Source organism: Streptomyces sp. NPDC111606, from assembly GCF_055656945.1.
In genome coordinates, this window is record NZ_JBVKBY010000008.1 from 440143 (window position 1) to 458553 (window position 18411).

Genomic DNA, 18411 nt, shown 5'->3' on the forward strand with positions numbered 1-18411 from the left:
TTTTGTGCGGGTAGTCTGAAGGAACCTGCTCAGCACCACACACCGGGAGTGCCAGTGGCACGCGTCGTAGTCGACGTCATGCTCAAGCCGGAGATCCTCGACCCCCAGGGCCAGGCGGTGCAGCGCGCACTGCCGCGGCTGGGATTCGAAGGCATCTCGGACGTACGTCAGGGAAAGCGATTCGAACTGGAAGTTGACGGGCCGGTCGATGAGGCCGCGCTCGCTCGCATCCACGATCTCGCGGAATCCTTCCTCGCCAACACCGTGATCGAGGACTTCACCGTCAAGGTGGAGGAAGTCGCGGAGGCCGCGAAGTGACCGCTCGTATTGGCGTCGTCACTTTCCCGGGGAGTCTCGATGACCGGGACACTCAGCGCGCGATCCGTCTCGCGGGCGCAGAACCGGTCGCCCTCTGGCACAAGGACAAGGACCTCAAGCAGGTCGACGCCGTGGTGCTGCCCGGCGGTTTCTCCTACGGCGACTATCTGCGCGCCGGAGCCATCTCCCGGTTCTCGCCTGTGATGGAGACCGTCATCGAGCAGGCGAAGACCGGACTGCCGGTCCTCGGTATCTGCAACGGCTTCCAGGTCCTCACCGAGGCGCACCTGCTGCCCGGCGGGATGCTCGGCAACGACCATCTGCACTTCATCTGCCGCGACCAGAAGCTGCGGGTGGAGAACGCGGAAACTGCCTGGACCAGTGATTACGAGAGCGGGCAGGAGATCCACATCCCGCTCAAGAACATGGACGGCCGGTACGTCGCCGACCAGTACACGCTGGACAAGCTGGAGGCGGAGGGCCGGGTCGCGTTCCGCTATCTCGACTTCAACCCGAACGGCTCGCTCAACGACATCGCCGGCATCACCAACGAGGCCGGGAACGTCGTAGGCCTCATGCCGCACCCGGAGCACGCCGTCGAGCCCCTGATCGGGTCGGGCCGCACCGACGGTCTCCCCTTCTTCACCTCGATCCTCAAGAAGCTGGTCAACGCATGAGCCGGACGCCTCTGGACACGGTCGAGCACGCGGCCGCGACCCCCGACGTCGAGCTGCCCTGGGCCGAACTCGGCCTGAAGAAGGACGAGTACGAGAGGGTCGTGGAGATCCTCGGCCGCCGGCCCACCGGTGCCGAGCTCGCCATGTACTCGGTCATGTGGTCCGAGCACTGCTCGTACAAGTCCTCCAAGGTCCACCTCCGCCAGTTCGGCGAGAAGGCCCCCGAGTCCGACGCGATGCTTGTCGGCATCGGCGAGAACGCCGGTGTCGTGGACGTCGGCCAGGGTTACGCCGTGACCTTCAAGGTCGAGTCGCACAACCACCCGTCGTACGTCGAGCCCTACCAGGGCGCCGCGACCGGTGTCGGCGGCATCGTCCGCGACATCATCGCGATGGGCGCGCGCCCGGTGGCGGTCGTCGACCCGCTGCGCTTCGGCGCCGCCGACCACCCCGACACCAAGCGGGTGCTCCCGGGTGTCGTCGCCGGCATCGGCGGCTACGGCAACTGCCTGGGCCTGCCCAACATCGGCGGCGAGGTCGTCTTCGACTCCTGCTACCAGGGCAACCCGCTGGTCAACGCCGGTGCCATCGGTGTGATGCGGCACGAGGACATCCACCTCGCGAAGGCGTCCGGCGCGGGCAACAAGGTCATCCTGTACGGGGCTCGCACGGGCGGCGACGGCATCGGCGGCGCGTCGATCCTCGCCTCCGAGACCTTCGACGACGCCAAGCCGTCGAAGCGCCCGGCCGTCCAGGTCGGCGACCCCTTCCAGGAGAAGCTCCTCATCGAGTGCACCCTGGAGGCCTTCGCCGAGAAGCTGGTCGTCGGCATCCAGGACCTCGGCGCGGCCGGCCTGTCCTGCGCCACCTCCGAGCTGGCCTCGAACGGCTCCGGCGGTATGCGCGTCACCCTGGACGACGTCCCGCTGCGCGACTCCACGCTCTCGCCCGAGGAAATCCTCATGAGCGAGTCGCAGGAACGCATGTGCGCGGTCGTCGAGCCGGAGAAGGTCGACCGGTTCCTGGAGATCTGCGAGAAGTGGGACGTCATCGCCACCGTCATCGGTGAGGTGACCGACGGCGACCGCCTGGAGATCTACTGGCACGGCGGCAAGATCGTCGACGTCGACCCGCGCACCGTGGCGCACGAGGGCCCGGTCTACGAGCGCCCCTACGCCCGCCCGTCCTGGCAGGACGAGCTGCAGGCCGACGACGCGAACAAGCTGCCCAGGCCCACGACTTCGGCAGAGCTGAAGGACCAGGTCATCAAGCTGGTCGGCTCCCCGAACCAGGCCTCCAAGAAGTGGATCACCTCGCAGTACGACCACTTCGTGCAGGGCAACACCGTCCTCGCCCAGCCCGAGGACTCCGGCATGATCCGCATCGACGAGGAGACCGGCCTCGGCGTCGCCATCGCCACGGACGGCAACGGCCGGTACGCGAAGCTCGACCCCTACCACGGTGCCCAGCTGGCGCTGGCGGAGGCGTACCGCAACGTCGCCACGACCGGCGCCAAGCCGCTCGCGGTCTCCGACTGCCTGAACTTCGGCTCGCCCGAGGACCCGGCGGTGATGTGGCAGTTCGCGGAGGCCGTGCGCGGACTGGCGGACGCCTGCCTGCAGTTGGGCACCCCGGTGACCGGCGGCAACGTCTCGCTCTACAACCAGACCGGCGAGGTCGCCATCCACCCCACGCCGGTCGTGGCGGTCCTCGGCGTCATCGACGATGTCGCGCGCCGCACGCCGGTCGCCTTCCAGGAGGACGGGCAGCTGCTCTACCTCCTCGGCGACACCCGTGAGGAGTTCGGCGGTTCGGCCTGGTCGCAGGTCGTGCACGACCACCTCGGTGGTCTGCCGCCCCAGGTCGACCTGGAGCGCGAGCGGCTGCTCGCCGAGATCCTGATCTCCGCCTCCCGGGACGGCATGATCGACTCCGCGCACGACCTGTCCGACGGCGGTCTGATCCAGGCGGTCGTGGAGTCGGCGATGCTCGGCGGCAAGGGCGCGCGTCTGGTCGTACCGGACGGGCTGGACGCCTTCACCTTCCTCTTCTCCGAGTCGGCGGGACGCGCGGTCGTCGCCGTGCCGCGCTCCGAGGAGCTCCGCTTCAACGACATGTGCGGTGCGCGGGGCCTGCCGGTCACCCGCATCGGTGTCGTCGACGGCGACTCGGTGGAGCTGCAGGGCGAGTTCGCGCTCTCCCTGGAGGACCTGCGCGAGACGCACGAGGCGACGATTCCGGCGCTGCTGAAGTAGACGAGGGGCCCACGGCTCCGAAGCCCCCGTCCGGTCACCGGGCGGGGGCTTTGCCGTACCGCCTCCCGGGCGCCCGTGCCTCAAGGCTTGCTCGTAATTACGTACTTCCGTAATATCGAAGCGTGGAACTCGAACAACGCGTCGCCGACCTCGAGCGACGGCTGGCAGCGCTGGAGAGCGCGCAGCAGGGCGCCCCCCGCATCGGCGAGGGCGACTTCTGGGCCCTGCAGGGGTTCAAGGAGCAGCTTGCCGAGCTGGGCGCGGCCGACGGCGGAGTGCTGTTCACCGGTGCGGTACGGCTGCCGACCGGGGAGCAGTACGAGTGGCAGCACGGAGCGCTGACCGAGGGGCTGCTGGACGCCGAGCTCACCGAGGCCGCCGAGTCCTTCGCCGCCCTCGGTCACCCGGTCAGGCTCCGGCTGCTCCGCGAGGTCATCGCCGGCCGCCGCACCGCGGCCGAACTGGCCGAGCTGGACGAGGTCGGCACGACCGGCCAGATCTACCACCACCTGCGCCAGCTCACCGGCGCGGGCTGGCTGCACACGACCGGCCGGGGCCGCTACGAGGTGCCGCCGGGGCGGGTCGTACCGCTGCTGGTGGCTCTGTCGGCGGCCCGTCCGTAACGAGGCCCGCAGCAAGTCCCGCAGCAAGTCCCGGAACGGGGACCGAGAGAGGGACCGACCCAGAGGGGGAACGATGTCCGCACGCAAGCTCGCCATGGTGGCCTTCCGCGGCCTCCAGCTGGCCTTCATCGGCCTGGTGATCGCCCACATCTGTTTCGGCTGGGGCTACCCGGTCTGGTGGGACTTCCTGCCGCTGGTCCTGGCGTACGTCGTCGTCACCGTCGTCAATCGCTGGGGCGGCGCCCCGGACAGCTCGCGCCGGGCCACGGAACCTCTCGAGGTCGCCCCGCCGGTCACCGGCCGCTGGTCCGCGCTGAACAGCCCGGCAGACCGCACCCCGAGCCACGGCGTCCACGCCCACGGGCAGACGTACGCCATCGACATCCTCGCCGAGCCGGAACCCGGCGGGCGCCCCGGCTTCCACTGGCTGTGGCCGATCGCCCGGCGCCCCCAGGACTTCCCGGCCTTCGACGAACCGATCCTCGCGGTCGCCGACGCCACGGTCGTGCGGGCCGTTGACGGACAGCGCGATCACCTGAGCCGCAACTCGCTCGCGGGACTGCTGTACCTGATGCTGATCGAGGGCTCGGTCCGCGAGATGGCGGGCCTTCGCCGCATCCTCGGCAACCACCTGATCCTGGATCTCGGCAACGGCACCTACGCGGCCTACGCCCACCTGCGGCGCGGCTCGCTCGCCGTCCGGGAGGGCGACCGGGTGCACGCCGGGCAGGTCATCGCCCGCTGCGGAAACTCGGGCAACTCCTCGGAGCCGCACCTCCACTTCCAGCTGATGGACGGCCCGGACCCGGACAGCGCCCGTGGTGTGCCCTTCCGCTGGCGCGGTGTCGGGGTGCCGCGCAACCAGGAGGTGTTCGAGGTGGTCCGCCCGGTTGTCGGTGCCGACGACTAATCTCGCGTCCATGCCCCCGGCCAAGAAGCGCGCCCGCACCTACGACCCCGCCAAGATCCGCACCGCGGTCCTCACCCAGTTCGGGCATGTACGCGAGGCCGTACGCACCCTCACCCCCGAGCAACTCGCCCTGCCCACCCGCCTGGAGGGCTGGACCGTACGGGACCTGGCGGCGCACGTGACCATGGCCGTGCGGGACGTGAGCCGCAGCCTCGACCGGGACGAGCCGGCGAAGGCCGACCTCACCCTCCTGGACTGGCCCTTCGCCACCGCGGCCCGGGCCGGCGACATCGACGACGGGACCCGCGATCTCGCCGCAGCCAACGCCGACCTGGCCGCCCTCTACGCCCGCACCGAGGAAGACCTCACGCAGCGGCTGGCGGACGCCCCCGGCGACCGGCTCCTCGCAGCCCGCACCGGTGCGATAGCCCTCGCCGACCACCTGGTCACCCGCACCGTCGAACTCGTCGTCCACTCCGACGACCTGAACGCCGCCGTCCCCGGTCTCGACATCCCGTACGACCGTCAGGCCCTCGCCGCCTGCACCCGCCTCCTCGCCGACGCGCTCGCCGTGAAGGCGCCCGGCGGGTCGACCGAGGTGCGGATCCCGCCGTACGCCGTCGTGCAGTGCGTGGAGGGGCCGAGGCACACCCGGGGCACGCCGCCGAACGTCGTCGAGACCGATCCACTGACCTGGATCCGGCTGGCGACCGGGCGGGTGGCCTGGCACGCGGCCGTCGCGGAGGCCAAGGTGCGTGCGAGCGGGGAGCGGGCGGATCTGGGCGGGTTGCTGCCCCTCATGGGGTGAGGCGGGACCTGCGAAAGAGCCGGTCACGGCAGACGGAATGCGGGACACGGCCGGCGTGCCCCGTCCGGCCTCACAAGCGGAACCAGTCTCGCGTCCCTCCCGTCCCACCGGCATGAACACACTCGGCACACTCGGCAAGGACAAGAAGCGACTGGCCACCGTCGCCGCGCTGACCCTTCTCCCGCTCGCCGTGGCCTGCGGCAGCGAGGACGCCGGCAGTGACACGGTCGGCTCCGGGGCGTCGGCCTCCGTCACCGGCGCGCACTGGGCCGTCGACGAGGTCACCGTCGACGGAAAGAAGAGCGCCGCCCCGAGCAACGCCTATGTGCGCATCGCCGACGGGGGCGCGGTCAAGGGCAACCTGGGCTGCAACAACTTCGGCGCCGACGCCGCCTTCACCGACAGCAAGGTCACCTTCGACAAGATGCAGGCGACCGAGATGGCCTGCGAAGGCGTCACCCCGGACTTCGAGGTGAGCCTCGCCCGCACCCTCTCCGACGGCAACCTCACCGCCGAGGTCGACGGCGACAAGCTCACCCTCACCACGGCGGACGGTGACCGCGTCGCCCTCACCAAGGAGAAGGCGGCCCCGCTGGAGGGCACGAAGTGGGCCATCACCAGCCCCGACACCGACGGCAAGGCCCACCTCACGTTCGACGAGAAGACCGGCCTGGTCAACGGCAGCCTCGGATGCAACAAGGTGAGGGCCGAGGCCACGGTCCGCGACGGCAGTATCACGCTCGGCACGGCGTCCACCACGCGAATGATGTGCGACACCTCACTCATGAATACGGAGAAGACCCTCCTGGGCCTCTTCGACGGCACGGTGAAGTACCGAGTGGATCATCGCACCCTCACGCTGACCAGCGAAAACGGCGAGCGCGTAAACGCGTCCGCCGCTGAGTGATCCTTTACTGCCGCGTATCCCCAATTCGGACCAGTGGTCGATCTCGCCTACACTCGGAGCCGTGCCACGTGGTGACGGTCGACTCAATCACGATCTGCTTCCCGGCGAGAAAGGCCCCCAGGACGCTTGTGGCGTCTTCGGTGTCTGGGCTCCGGGTGAAGAGGTCGCAAAGCTCACGTACTTCGGGCTCTACGCCCTCCAGCATCGGGGCCAGGAATCCGCGGGAATCGCGGTCAGTAACGGCTCCCAGATCCTCGTATTCAAGGACATGGGCCTGGTCTCCCAGGTCTTCGACGAGACCTCTCTCGGATCGCTCCAGGGTCATATCGCAGTGGGCCACGCCCGCTACTCGACCACCGGTGCCTCCGTGTGGGAGAACGCCCAGCCGACGTTCCGCGCCACCGCGCACGGCTCCATCGCGCTCGGCCACAACGGCAACCTGGTCAACACGGCGCAGCTCGCCGAGATGGTCGCCGACCTGCCCAAGCAGGAGGGTGGCCGCACCCCGCGCGTCGCGGCCACCAACGACACCGACCTGCTCACCGCGCTGCTCGCGGCCCAGGTCGACGAGGACGGCAAGCCGCTGACCATCGAGGAAGCCGCCCACACGGTCCTTCCGCAGGTCAAGGGCGCCTTCAGCCTCGTCTTCATGGACGAGAACACCCTGTACGCGGCCCGCGACCCGCAGGGCATCCGCCCGCTGGTCCTCGGCCGCCTGGAGCGCGGCTGGGTCATCGCCTCCGAGTCCGCCGCCCTCGACATCTGCGGCGCCGCTTATGTCCGTGAGGTCGAGCCGGGCGAGTTCATCGCCATCGACGAGAACGGTCTGCGCACCTCGCGATTCGCGGAAGCAAAGCCCAAGGGCTGTGTCTTCGAGTACGTGTACCTGGCTCGCCCGGACACCGACATCGCCGGCCGGAACGTGTACCTCTCCCGCGTGGAGATGGGCCGCAAGCTCGCGAAAGAAGCCCCGGTCGACGCCGACCTGGTCATAGCGACCCCGGAATCCGGCACCCCGGCCGCCATCGGCTACGCGGAGGCGAGCGGCATCCCGTTCGGTGCGGGTCTCGTGAAGAACGCGTACGTCGGACGTACGTTCATCCAGCCCTCGCAGACCATCCGCCAGCTCGGCATCCGTCTGAAGCTGAACCCGCTGAAGGAAGTCATCAAGGGCAAGCGCCTGGTGGTCGTCGACGACTCCATCGTGCGCGGCAACACCCAGCGGGCCCTGGTCCGCATGCTCCGCGAGGCGGGAGCGGCCGAGGTCCACATCCGGATCTCCTCTCCCCCCGTGAAGTGGCCCTGCTTCTTCGGCATCGACTTCGCCACCCGCGCCGAACTCATCGCCAACGGCATGACGATCGACGAGATCGGCACCTCGCTCGGCGCCGACTCCCTCTCGTACATCTCCATCGACGGCATGATCGAGGCGACCACCATCGCCAAGCCGAACCTCTGCCGCGCCTGCTTCGACGGCGAGTACCCGATGGATCTCCCGGACCCCGAGCTGCTCGGCAAGCAGCTGCTGGAGACGGAGCTGGCCGCCGGCCCGGCCGCCACGGCCGCCGCCGACGCGATCCGCCGCCCGTAAGCGGCCCGTGCCGTGCCTTTTCAAAAAACGCCTGCCGTACGACACGAAGGTTCTCACTAGCCATGTCTGAGACAACTGGTGCCAGCTACGCAGCCGCGGGCGTCGACATCGAAGCGGGCGACCGCGCGGTCGAGCTGATGAAGGAGTGGGTGAAGAAGACCCAGCGCCCCGAGGTCCTCGGCGGCCTCGGCGGTTTCGCCGGCCTCTTCGACGCCTCCGCCCTCAAGCGCTACGAGCGCCCGCTGCTGGCCTCCGCCACCGACGGTGTCGGCACGAAGGTCGACATCGCCCGCCAGATGGGCATCTACGACACGATCGGCCACGACCTGGTCGCGATGGTCATGGACGACATCGTGGTGTGCGGTGCCGAGCCGCTGTTCATGACCGACTACATCTGCGTCGGCAAGGTCCACCCCGAGCGGGTCGCCGCCATCGTCAAGGGCATCGCCGAGGGCTGTGTGCTCGCCGGCTGCGCCCTGGTCGGCGGCGAGACGGCCGAGCACCCGGGTCTGCTGGGCGAGAACGACTTCGACGTGGCCGGCGCCGGTACGGGCGTCGTGGAGGCCGACCGGCTGCTGGGCCCGGATCGCATCCGTACGGGTGACGCGGTGATCGCCATGGCGGCCTCCGGCCTTCACTCGAACGGGTACTCACTGGTCCGGCACGTCCTGCTGAACCAGGGCGGCCTCGCCCTGGACGCGCAGATCGACGAGCTCGGCCGCACCCTCGGCGAGGAGCTGCTGGAGCCCACGAAGATCTACTCGCTGGACTGCCTGGCCCTCACCCGCACCACGGACGTGCACGCGTACAGCCACATCACCGGCGGCGGCCTCGCGGCCAACCTGGCCCGGGTGATCCCGGACAACCTGCACGCGATCGTGGACCGCTCCACCTGGACCCCGGCCCCGATCTTCGACCTCGTCGGCAAGACCGGTCAGGTCGAGCGTCTGGAGCTGGAGAAGACGCTGAACATGGGCGTCGGCATGATCGCGATCGTGCCGGAGGAGTCCGCGGACGCGGCGCTCGCCACGCTCGCCGACCGCGGGGTCGACGCGTGGGTCGCCGGTGAGATCACGGACCGGGGCGACCACGAGACGGGCGCCGCCCTGGTGAGTGACTACAACGGCTGACGCCTGCGAAGGCAGCGCAAAACCCGGTCCGGCGGGTAACCGCTCAGGACCGGGTCAGGCACTGCTGGATAGTCAAGCGCCGCGGCGTTGTTGCGACGTGGGACCGGACTCGTCGTCCTCGTCGTCCTCATCGTCGTTGTAATAGTCCGCGTACTGGGCGTACGGGTCGTCTTCTTCGTCGTCGTCCTCGAACGGCTCGCCGTTCGGCGGCTGGCTCGAAGTCGAAGCGCCCAGCTCGTTGGCCAGACGCGACAGGTCAGTCCCGCCGCTGTTGTACTTCAGCTGGCGGGCGACCTTCGTCTGCTTGGCCTTGGCCCGGCCGCGCCCCATGGCTCGACCCCCTCGGTGACGGGGCTCGACGGCCCCAGAGTCTTGACACGCGTTCATGATCTGGAACGGGCTCTCCTCGGAGAGACCGGTCCGTAGGGCTTCCACGGTACCTGAGCCCGCGCCCATACGGTACGTCGCCCGCACCACGTGCCCGGTCCCACAACCCTCGGGGTGCCCCGTCCCCGCTGGTCAACCGCGATTTTAACCACTTATTGGCGGTCGACCCGCCGGTAGAAGTGAGAGTTCTCTCCAACTGCCCACCGGCGGGTACCGCTCAAACCCTTGTTAGGGCTTCCGGATGATCGATTGCCGCCCGGATCAGAGCGCCCTGCGTGCCTCCGCGATCCGCTGCTCGGCGATCCGGTCGGCCGCGGCGGCCGGCGGAATCCCATCCGTCTTCGCACGTGCGAATATGGCCAGCGTGGTGTCGTAGATCTTCGAGGCCTTCGCCTTGCACCGGTCGAAGTCGAAGCCGTGCAGCTCGTCGGCGACCTGGATGACGCCGCCGGCGTTCACCACGTAGTCGGGCGCGTAGAGGATCCCGCGGTCGGCGAGGTCCTTCTCGACGCCCGGGTGGGCGAGCTGGTTGTTGGCCGCGCCGCACACGATGCGGGCGGTCAGCACCGGCACCGTGTCGTCGTTCAGGGCCCCGCCGAGCGCGCAGGGGGCGTAGATGTCGAGGTCCTCGACGCGGATCAGGGTCGCGGTGTCGGCGACGGCCGTCACCGACTCCGGGTGCGCCGCGACGATCCGGCCGACGGCCTCCTCGCGCACGTCCGTGATCACGACCTGGGCGCCCTCGGCCACCAGGTGCTCGACCAGGATGTGGCCGACCTTGCCGACGCCCGCGATGCCGACCTTGCGGCCGCGCAGCGACGGGTCGCCCCACTGGTGCTGGGCCGAGGCCCGCATGCCCTGGTAGACGCCGAAGGCGGTGAGCACGGAGGAGTCGCCCGCGCCGCCGTTCTGCGGGGAGCGCCCGGTCGTCCAGCGGCACTCGCGGGCCACGACGTCCATGTCGGCGACGTACGTGCCGACGTCGCACGCGGTGACGTAGCGGCCGCCCAGGGAGGCCACGAACCGGCCGTACGCCAGCAGCAGCTCGTCGGACTTGATCTTCTCCGGGTCGCCGATGATCACGGCCTTGCCGCCGCCGTGGTCGAGACCGGCCATGGCGTTCTTGTAGGACATCCCGCGCGCGAGGTTCAGCGCGTCGGCGACGGCCTCTTCCTCGGTCGCGTACGGGTAGAAGCGCGTACCGCCGAGGGCGGGGCCCAGGGCGGTGGAGTGGATGGCGATGACGGCCTTGAGGCCGCTGGCGCGGTCCTGGCAGAGCACGACTTGCTCATGTCCCCCCTGGTCCGAGTGGAACAGGGTGTGCAGGACGCCGTGTGTTACGTCGGTCACTGTGGTGACTCCTGAGTACGGTGCGGCGATTGGAGCTGGCTCCCGTACGGGTGGCGGGAGAGCTGTTGAGCATGAGATTAAACCCGTCGGCGCCCGTCCAACCCGCAGTGCTCAGGATCACCTACTCCCGGAGTGCACCCGTGCGACGATTTGCATAGTTTTCCCGCACGTTTGTGAGCGGGTTTCGCAGGTTTCCCTGGCAGACGGCGGGGGAGGGAGCAGGCGTGCCCAAGGTGTCCTCGGTGATCGTCCCGTACGCGACCTATCTGCGGGTGTACGAGCCACTGGCCGCCTTCCCGGAACCGGAGCGCGACCACTGGGCCCGCTACGCCCGCCGCGCCGACCGGCCCTCGTACCAGGACGAACTGCGCCGCTCCCTGGCCGACTTGCTGCCCACGCCGCCCATCCCCGTGCCGGTGCACGAGAGCGGCGACGCCTTCGTGCTCGAGGTCGAGGGCGTGCTGTGCGTGTGCCCGTGGCGCACCCGGCTGCGCGGCTGGCAGGCCCTCGAAGAGCTCGGCGACGAGCTGCCCAAGCCCGTTCTGGACGCGGTGCTGCCGGAGGTCGTACGGCGCCAGGCGGCCCAGGACTACGAGCGCTGGCTGGCCCGCAACCCGGACGCCCGGCCGTGGATCCGCACCTCGACCTGGCAGGTGCCGCTGCACTGGTTCGTGCTGGTGTCGGACGGGGAGCGGCGCTTCGAGAAGGGCTCGGGCGAGATTCCCCCGATGCTGCGCTACCGGACGCCGATGGTGCAGGCGCGGCGGCGGGTGGCGCGGGCCCTGCGGACCCTGAAGGACGCCATCGACGAAGGGCCCCTCATCGACGGCCTGGTGGACGTCGGCCGCTGGCTGGAGGAGTTCCATCCGCGCTCACTGGTCGAGCTGGACTACGGCGGCCTGGTGCACACGCTGCCGGCCGGCGAGCTGGAGGACGACCACTCGGCGGCGGACGTGGCCGAGGGCATCGACGCGCTGCGGCGCGGCGACGGGGCGGCCGCGGGGACGGCCTACGGGCGGCTCGTGGAGCGCTGGCGTTCGGTACGGGACCGGCGTTCCGCCAACTGAGCGGTCCGGGTGAGACGTCATGACTCGTGTGACGTAACGAACTGTGTGATGTAACGAACTGGCGTTTGACGAAACGCCCGTTTTGGGGTTTCGTGCTCGCTCTGGGGTTCCTGATGTCTCGTCAACATGGGACGTAGGCCCCGATCCGGGCGTACTGCGCGAAGGATCCATCAATGCGCGTAAGCGTGACGGACCGCACTTACGCGGCTCTTGCGCCCCTAACCCCTCCTCGTGCCAAAATAGGACAAGGAGTCCGGGGAGGACTCTCGCTCGACATTGCACGCTTTGGGGGGTCTTGGGACTCCTGCACGCCACTGTGACTGATCGTCACAGTGGCGTGACTGTCCGCTATGGCATGGTCCATCGGCTTCCGTCGCTGATGAACACCTGGGAGGGCAATTCCATCGGTTTGGCCGACGCGGCTGGACAGATGGTGTAGTTGTAGTGCCGAGGACAAGCCGTTCGTCCTATAACCGACTCGACTCGCGTCCGCCATTTCGGGCAACGCGGGTCAAGGTGCAGAATTTAGAGGAAAGAACCGAGAAGGTTCGGTTCTCCCGAGGAGGCCGCTCATGACCGCTCGCACCCCTGATGCCGAGCCGCTGCTGACCCCGGCTGAGGTCGCCACGATGTTCCGCGTCGACCCCAAGACGGTCACGCGGTGGGCGAAGGCCGGGAAGCTTACTTCCATCCGTACGCTCGGCGGACACCGCCGCTACCGCGAGGCTGAGGTCCGCGCACTGCTCGCGGGCATCCCGCAGCAGCGCAGCGAGGCCTGAACAACTCCATAACCGGGCAAAACGGCAGTTCCCCCAACCGCCGTGGCGCCCGACCCCTAGCTCCAAGCGACGCGGGTTCTGCCCCAACAGAGCCCACGCCCAAGCCAATCAGAGCACTTCAGGCACGCAACAAGGGTGCGTCGTGGATCGCGCTGGACTCCGCCGAGTCCAGCGCGATCTTTTTTGTGCGCAGGATGTGTGCCGGCAGGTGGTCCTGTGGGCGGCCTTGTCGGAGTCTGGGGAGGGGCGTCGGATCTCCTGTGGATTCGCCCTGAGGGTCACTCAGCGTGCACCGGGCGATCGCGGGAAGCTGGTGCAATTGCACATATTAAATTGACCAGTTGTAGGCGAGGTGTAAGTACCAGGCTTACGGAAACTCATGCGGTGACACCCGTCACATCGCGCGGTGCTTGTTGCCTCTGGCCCATGTGCGCTATTGGGGCACACGGCTTCCAGCGCCCCACGGCGGGACGGAAGTTGACGTTGCCCGCGGTCACGCCGGCGACGCGGCCTCGTCCTCGGCGACCTCCTCGGGGGGTGGGGCCGGCTGTGCGGTGCGAGGGGCGGGGTACGGAGCGGAAGCCATCGCCAGACGCAACAGGTGATGGCAGATCGGGCAGTGGCGAGTGAGATGTCGTGGATAGCAGGAGGCGGCCGACAGGTGCGCACGGAGCAACGCCCGCGTCTCGTGCCTAGTCGATGCCGCCATACGCCACCTCCAGGGGGCCACGCCGGGAAGAGCCCTGATTTCTGGGTACCGAGCGAATGTGACTCCGTCAAGATGGCAGGGGGCTCCCCCGGCCGCCGCCGGGCGGGGGGGAAACCGGCGCCGGACACGAAGAAGGCCCGCTTCCCTTGCCGGGATGCGGGCCGATCTCGTTCACTGCGGTCCTGACGGGATTTGCTGTACTCGATTGCGGCTGCGCCGCGGGCGCGGCCTCCACCTTGGCACGGCGGGAGGCGGGTGGTGGGGATGAAGAAAGGCCCGCGTCCCTGGTGGGATGCGGGCCGATCTCGTTCTGCGGTCCTGACGGGATTTGAACCCGCGGCCTCCACCTTGACAGGGTGGCGAGCACTCCAAACTGCTCCACAGGACCAGGTTTTGCGGCGCTATTCGTGCCTTGCGCTGCGAGAAGAGACTGTACAGGAGGGTGAGCCCACTGGTCGAACTCACCCTGCGTGCACGGACGGTTACGGCGCCAGTGTGTCGATCGCCTTCACGATCCGCTTGTCCGAGATCGGGTACGCCGTGCCGAGCGCGTGCGCGAAGTAGCTGACGCGGAGCTCCTCCAGCATCCAGCGGACGTCCAGCACCTGCGAAGGAACCGGACGGCCCTGCGGCATCTGCTCCAGCAGCCAGGCGTACTCGTCCTGCATCTCGTGGACCTTCTCCATGCGCGCCGAGTCGCGCTGGACGTTCGTCGGCATCTGCTGGAGGCGCCGGTCCACCGCGATCAGGTATCGCATGAGGTCGGGCAGGCGGCGCAGGCCCGCCTGTGTCACGAAGCCGGGCTTCACGAGGGCGTCCAGCTGCTTGCGGACGTCCGTGAGGTTTGCCAGCAGGACAGGGCTGCGTACGGCCTTCAGGCGGCGCTCAGCGGCCTGCCAGGCCGCCAGCACCTGCTGTACCTGGCCCACCGCACGGACCGTCGTGTCAACGATCTCGGCACGCACCTTGTCGTACAGCTTCCGGTGCGACTCCTCGTCCCACGCCGGCCCGCCGAAGTCGCCGATCAGCTTGTCCGCCGCCGCCATCGCGCAGTCGTCGAAGAGGGCCTGGATCGAGCCGTGGGGGTTGGCGGACAGGGCGAGCTTCTGGGCGTTCGTCAGCTTCTCGGACGCGAACTTCGCCGGATTGACCGGAATGTTGCGCAGGATCAGGCGGCGGGTGCCCTTCCACATCGCCTCCGCCTGTTCCGCCTCCGTGTCGAAGAGCCGGACCGAGACCGTGTCGCCGTCGTCCACCAGCGCCGGGTACGCCTTGACCGGCTGGCCGGCGCGGCGGGTCTCGAAGACGCGGGTCAGCGAGCCGATGGTCCAGTCGGTCAGGCCCTTGCGTTCCAGGGACTCACCGCCCTGGCGGGAGGCGGTGGCCGCCGCGGCCTGCGAGAGGGCCTGTCTCGCCTTCGGCTTCAGACGGAGCCTCAGGGTCTCCAGGTCCTTGTCCTCCGCCAGCTTGCGGCGCCGCTCGTCGATGATCCGGAACGTGATGCGCAGATGGTCGGGGACCTTCGACCAGTCGAAGTCGTCGGCGGTGAAGGGCACTCCGACCATGCGCTTCAGCTCGCGCGCCATGGTCATCGTCAGGGGTTCCTGCAGCGGGACCGCCGCGTCCAGGAACCGCTTCGCGAAGTTCGGCGCCGGCACGTAGTGGCGGCGGATCGGCTTGGGGAGGGAGCGGATCAGCTCCGTCACCAACTCCTCCCGCAGACCCGGGATCTGCCAGTCGAAGCCGTCGTCCGTGACCTGGTTGAGGACCTGGAGCGGGACGTGGACCGTCACACCGTCCGCGTCCGCGCCCGGCTCGAACTGGTACGTGACACGGAACTTCAGCTGCCCCTGCCGCCACGCGTCGGGATAGTCGGCCTTGGTGACCGCCTCAGCCGACTCCCGGATGAGCATCTCGCGCTCGAAGTCCAGGTACTCGGGTTCCTCGTGCCGCTTGTGCTTCCACCAGGAGTCGAAGTGGGCGCCGGACACCACGTGATCGGGCACCCGCTGGTCGTAGAAGTCGAACAGGGTGTCGTCGTCCACGACGATGTCCCGGCGCCGCGCGCGGTGCTCCAGCTCCTCGACCTCGCTGAGGAGTTTGCGGTTGTCGGCGAAGAACTTGTGATGCGTGCGCCAGTCGCCCTCGACCAGGGCGTTGCGGATGAACAGCTCCCGGCTGGCCTCCGGGTCGATACGGCCGTAGTTGACCTTGCGCTGGGCGATGATCGGGACGCCGTACAGCGTGACCTTCTCGTACGCCATCACCGCAGCCTGGTCCTTCTCCCAGTGCGGCTCCGAGTACGTGCGCTTGAGCAGGTGCTCCGCCAGTGGCTCGACCCACTCGGGCTCGATCTTGGCGTTGACGCGGGCCCACAGGCGCGATGTCTCCACGAGCTCGGCGGACATCACGAAGCGCGGGGGCTTCTTGAAGAGGGCCGACCCGGGGAAGACCGCGAACTTGGCGCTGCGGGCACCCAGGTACTCGTTCTTCGCGCCGTCCTTCACGTCCTTCATGCCGATGTGCGAGAGCAGGCCGGCGAGCAGGGAGACATGCACGCGGTCGGCGGGGGCGTCGTCCTCGTTGAGGTGGATGCCCATCTGCTTGGCGACCGTGCGCAGCTGTGTGTAGATGTCCTGCCATTCGCGAATGCGCAGGAAGTTCAGGTACTCCTGCTTGCACATCCGCCGGAACGACGACGAGCCGCGCTCGCGCTGCTGCTCACGGACGTACCGCCACAGGTTCAGATACGCGAGGAAGTCGCTCGTCTCGTCCCGGAAGCGGGCGTGCTGCTGGTCGGCCTGGGCCTGCTTGTCGGCCGGGCGCTCGCGCGGATCCTGGATGGACAGGGCCGCAGCTATGACCATGACCTCGCGGACACAGCCGTTCTTGTCGGCCTCCAGGACCATCCGGGCCAGCCGCGGGTCGACGGGCAGCTGAGCGAGCTTGCGGCCCATGTCCGTGAGCCGCTTGCGTGCGTCCTTCTGCATCGGGTCCAGCGCACCGAGCTCTTGCAGGAGCTGCACGCCGTCGCGGATGTTGCGGTGGTCCGGCGGGTCGATGAACGGGAACTTCTCGATGTCGCCCAGGCCGGCCGCGGTCATCTGCAGGATGACGGACGCCAGATTCGTACGGAGGATCTCCGCATCCGTGAACTCCGGGCGGGCTACGAAGTCGTCCTCGGAGTACAGCCGGATGCAGATACCGTCGCTCGTCCGGCCGCAGCGGCCCTTGCGCTGGTTGGCGCTGGCCTGGGAGACCGGCTCGATGGGCAGCCGCTGCACCTTGGTGCGATGGCTGTACCGGCTGATCCGGGCGAAACCGGGGTCGATGACGTACTTGATGCCCGGCACCGTGAGCGAGGTCTCGGCGACGTTGGTCGCCAGAACGATCCTGCGACCGGTGTGGGGCTGGAAGACGCGGTGCTGCTCGGCGTGGGAGAGACGGGCGTAGAGCGGCAGGACCTCGACGAACCGGTACTGCTTCTTGGTGAGCGCGTCGGCCGTGTCCCGGATCTCCCGCTCCCCGGAGAGAAAGACGAGGATGTCGCCCTTCCCCTCACCCATCAGCTCCTCGACGGCGTCCGTGATCGCGGTGATCTGGTCGCGGTCGGCGTCCTCGGAGTCCTCCTCCAGGAGCGGCCGGTAGCGCACCTCCACCGGATACGTCCGGCCGCTGACCTCGATGATCGGCGCTTCACCGAAGTGCCGGGAGAACCGCTCCGGATCGATGGTGGCCGAGGTGATGACGACCTTCAGATCGGGCCGCTTCGGCAGCAGCTGTGCCAGATACCCGAGCAGGAAGTCGATGTTCAGGGACCGCTCGTGGGCCTCGTCGATGATGATCGTGTCGTAGGCGCGCAGCTCGCGGTCGGTCTGGATCTCGGCCAGCAGGATGCCGTCCGTCATGAGCTTGACGAAGGTCGCTTCCGGATTCACCTGGTCGGTGAACCGCACCTTCCAGCCGACGGCCTCGCCGAGCGGCGTGTCGAGCTCCTCGGCCACGCGCTCCGCGACGGTCCGGGCGGCGATACGACGGGGCTGGGTGTGCCCGATCATGCCGCGCACCCCGCGCCCCAGCTCCATGCAGATCTTGGGGATCTGCGTGGTCTTGCCGGACCCGGTCTCACCGGCGACGATCACGACCTGGTGATCGCGGATGGCGGCCGCGATGTCGTCCTTCTTCTGGCTGACCGGCAGCTGCCCGGGATACGTGACCGCAGGGACACGGGCGCGCCGGCCGGCGATCCGCTCCTCGCCCTTGGCGATCTCCGTCTCGATCTCGGCGAGCACGGCGGCCCGAGCCTCGGGCTTGCGGATCTTGCGCGCACCTTCGAGCCGCCGCCCGAGCCGCTGCGCATCACGCAGGGACAACTCGGTCAGACGGGGGGCGAGGGCGCCCATGGCGGGGGCGGGGTGCGTAGACATACGCGGTCCAGGATCTCATCCCACCGAAATCCGTGGCGAACGCTTTTGTCCGTGGCGGTTGGGGCGGGATGTGCGAAAGCCCCCGCCGAGTGATCGGCGGGGGCTTTCTGCGGTGGCTGGGGCCGGGGTCGAACCGGCGACCTATCGCTTTTCAGGCGATCGCTCGTACCAACTGAGCTACCCAGCCGTGAGGGCTCTTGCGAAGCCTCACTGCGGTCCTGACGGGATTTGAACCCGCGGCCTCCACCTTGACAGGGTGGCGAGCACTCCAAACTGCTCCACAGGACCTTGCGATGCGTACGACAGTGTCGCACACCGTACTGCGTGCCCCCAACGGGATTCGAACCCGTGCTACCGCCTTGAAAGGGCGGCGTCCTAGGCCGCTAGACGATGAGGGCTATCGGCCCGCCTGGGCGCTTCTCAGCGCGTCGGGGACGTGAGAAGCATATGGGATGGCGGGAGGTATCGCCAAA

At 68.7% G+C, this 18411-nt stretch carries 15 protein-coding genes and 4 tRNA genes; 11 read left to right on the forward strand and 8 right to left on the reverse strand.

The window, feature by feature from the left end; all coding sequences use genetic code 11:
* Window positions 1-54 precede the first annotated feature (54 nt).
* The 9 genes from purS to purM all read left to right on the forward strand — a co-directional run bounded on the left by purS (window position 55) and on the right by purM (window position 9219).
* The gene (gene purS, locus ACZ7M7_RS28890; protein WP_015659417.1) at window positions 55-318 is read left to right on the forward strand and encodes a phosphoribosylformylglycinamidine synthase subunit PurS; all 264 of its coding nucleotides are present in this window, start codon (window positions 55-57) and stop codon (window positions 316-318) included.
* Window positions 315-995, forward strand: a complete 681-nt coding sequence (gene purQ, locus ACZ7M7_RS28895; RefSeq protein WP_369272024.1) for a phosphoribosylformylglycinamidine synthase subunit PurQ — start codon at window positions 315-317, stop codon at window positions 993-995. The genes purS and purQ overlap by 4 nt, the downstream gene beginning before the upstream one ends.
* Window positions 992-3250 (forward strand): phosphoribosylformylglycinamidine synthase subunit PurL, encoded by a 2259-nt coding sequence (purL, locus tag ACZ7M7_RS28900; RefSeq protein ID WP_383608004.1) that lies wholly within the window; start codon window positions 992-994, stop codon window positions 3248-3250. Before purQ ends, purL begins: the two co-directional genes overlap by 4 nt.
* 122 nt (window positions 3251-3372) lie before the next feature.
* Window positions 3373-3873 carry an ArsR/SmtB family transcription factor gene (locus tag ACZ7M7_RS28905; protein WP_383608002.1) on the forward strand — a complete coding sequence of 167 codons (501 nt, stop codon included), beginning with the start codon at window positions 3373-3375 and terminating at the stop codon, window positions 3871-3873.
* Window positions 3874-3946: 73 nt separating this feature from the next.
* Window positions 3947-4783 carry a M23 family metallopeptidase gene (locus ACZ7M7_RS28910; protein ID WP_472121628.1) on the forward strand — a complete coding sequence of 279 codons (837 nt, stop codon included), beginning with the start codon at window positions 3947-3949 and terminating at the stop codon, window positions 4781-4783.
* 10 nt (window positions 4784-4793) lie between these two features.
* Window positions 4794-5591, forward strand: a complete 798-nt coding sequence (locus ACZ7M7_RS28915; protein ID WP_383607998.1) for a maleylpyruvate isomerase family mycothiol-dependent enzyme — start codon at window positions 4794-4796, stop codon at window positions 5589-5591.
* Between the two features lie 112 nt (window positions 5592-5703).
* Window positions 5704-6498 (forward strand): META domain-containing protein, encoded by a 795-nt coding sequence (locus ACZ7M7_RS28920; RefSeq protein ID WP_383607996.1) that lies wholly within the window; start codon window positions 5704-5706, stop codon window positions 6496-6498.
* Window positions 6499-6559: 61 nt separating this feature from the next.
* Entirely contained in the window at window positions 6560-8089 is a 1530-nt protein-coding gene (gene purF, locus ACZ7M7_RS28925; protein WP_383607994.1) for an amidophosphoribosyltransferase, read from the forward strand.
* 62 nt (window positions 8090-8151) lie between these two features.
* On the forward strand, window positions 8152-9219 hold the full coding sequence (gene purM, locus ACZ7M7_RS28930) for a phosphoribosylformylglycinamidine cyclo-ligase (RefSeq protein ID WP_383607992.1): 1068 nt from the start codon (window positions 8152-8154) through the stop codon (window positions 9217-9219).
* Window positions 9220-9291: 72 nt separating this feature from the next.
* On the opposite strand, the gene ACZ7M7_RS28935 is transcribed toward purM, so the two are convergent.
* Both ACZ7M7_RS28935 and ACZ7M7_RS28940 read right to left on the reverse strand, forming a co-directional pair.
* A complete protein-coding gene (locus tag ACZ7M7_RS28935) occupies window positions 9292-9549 on the reverse strand; it encodes a DUF3073 domain-containing protein (RefSeq protein ID WP_030049714.1) in 258 nt (85 codons plus the stop codon).
* A 318-nt stretch (window positions 9550-9867) separates the two neighbouring features.
* Window positions 9868-10956, reverse strand: coding sequence for a Leu/Phe/Val dehydrogenase (locus ACZ7M7_RS28940; protein WP_383607990.1), 1089 nt, complete (start codon window positions 10954-10956; stop codon window positions 9868-9870).
* Between the two features lie 224 nt (window positions 10957-11180).
* Here ACZ7M7_RS28940 and ACZ7M7_RS28945 point away from each other — a divergent pair, with 224 nt between their 5' ends.
* Window positions 11181-12023, forward strand: a complete 843-nt coding sequence (locus ACZ7M7_RS28945; RefSeq protein WP_383607988.1) for a DUF8083 family protein — start codon at window positions 11181-11183, stop codon at window positions 12021-12023.
* A 572-nt stretch (window positions 12024-12595) separates the two neighbouring features.
* The gene (gene bldC, locus ACZ7M7_RS28950; protein WP_003949541.1) at window positions 12596-12802 is read left to right on the forward strand and encodes a developmental transcriptional regulator BldC; all 207 of its coding nucleotides are present in this window, start codon (window positions 12596-12598) and stop codon (window positions 12800-12802) included.
* A gap of 493 nt (window positions 12803-13295) precedes the next feature.
* Here bldC and ACZ7M7_RS28955 read toward each other — a convergent pair whose 3' ends face one another.
* From ACZ7M7_RS28955 to ACZ7M7_RS28980, 6 genes are all read right to left on the reverse strand, one after another.
* Window positions 13296-13511: a DUF6274 family protein gene (locus ACZ7M7_RS28955; protein ID WP_383607986.1), complete on the reverse strand. Its 216-nt coding sequence runs from the start codon at window positions 13509-13511 to the stop codon at window positions 13296-13298.
* A 313-nt stretch (window positions 13512-13824) separates the two neighbouring features.
* Window positions 13825-13899: transfer RNA gene (locus ACZ7M7_RS28960), tRNA-Asp, on the reverse strand.
* A gap of 94 nt (window positions 13900-13993) precedes the next feature.
* Window positions 13994-17938, reverse strand: a complete 3945-nt coding sequence (gene hrpA / locus ACZ7M7_RS28965) for an ATP-dependent RNA helicase HrpA (protein WP_472121634.1) — start codon at window positions 17936-17938, stop codon at window positions 13994-13996.
* A 113-nt stretch (window positions 17939-18051) separates the two neighbouring features.
* Window positions 18052-18125 (reverse strand) — tRNA-Phe (locus tag ACZ7M7_RS28970).
* A gap of 26 nt (window positions 18126-18151) precedes the next feature.
* Window positions 18152-18226: transfer RNA gene (locus ACZ7M7_RS28975), tRNA-Asp, on the reverse strand.
* A gap of 37 nt (window positions 18227-18263) precedes the next feature.
* Window positions 18264-18336, reverse strand: a tRNA-Glu gene (locus tag ACZ7M7_RS28980).
* Between the last annotated feature and the right edge of the window lie 75 nt (window positions 18337-18411).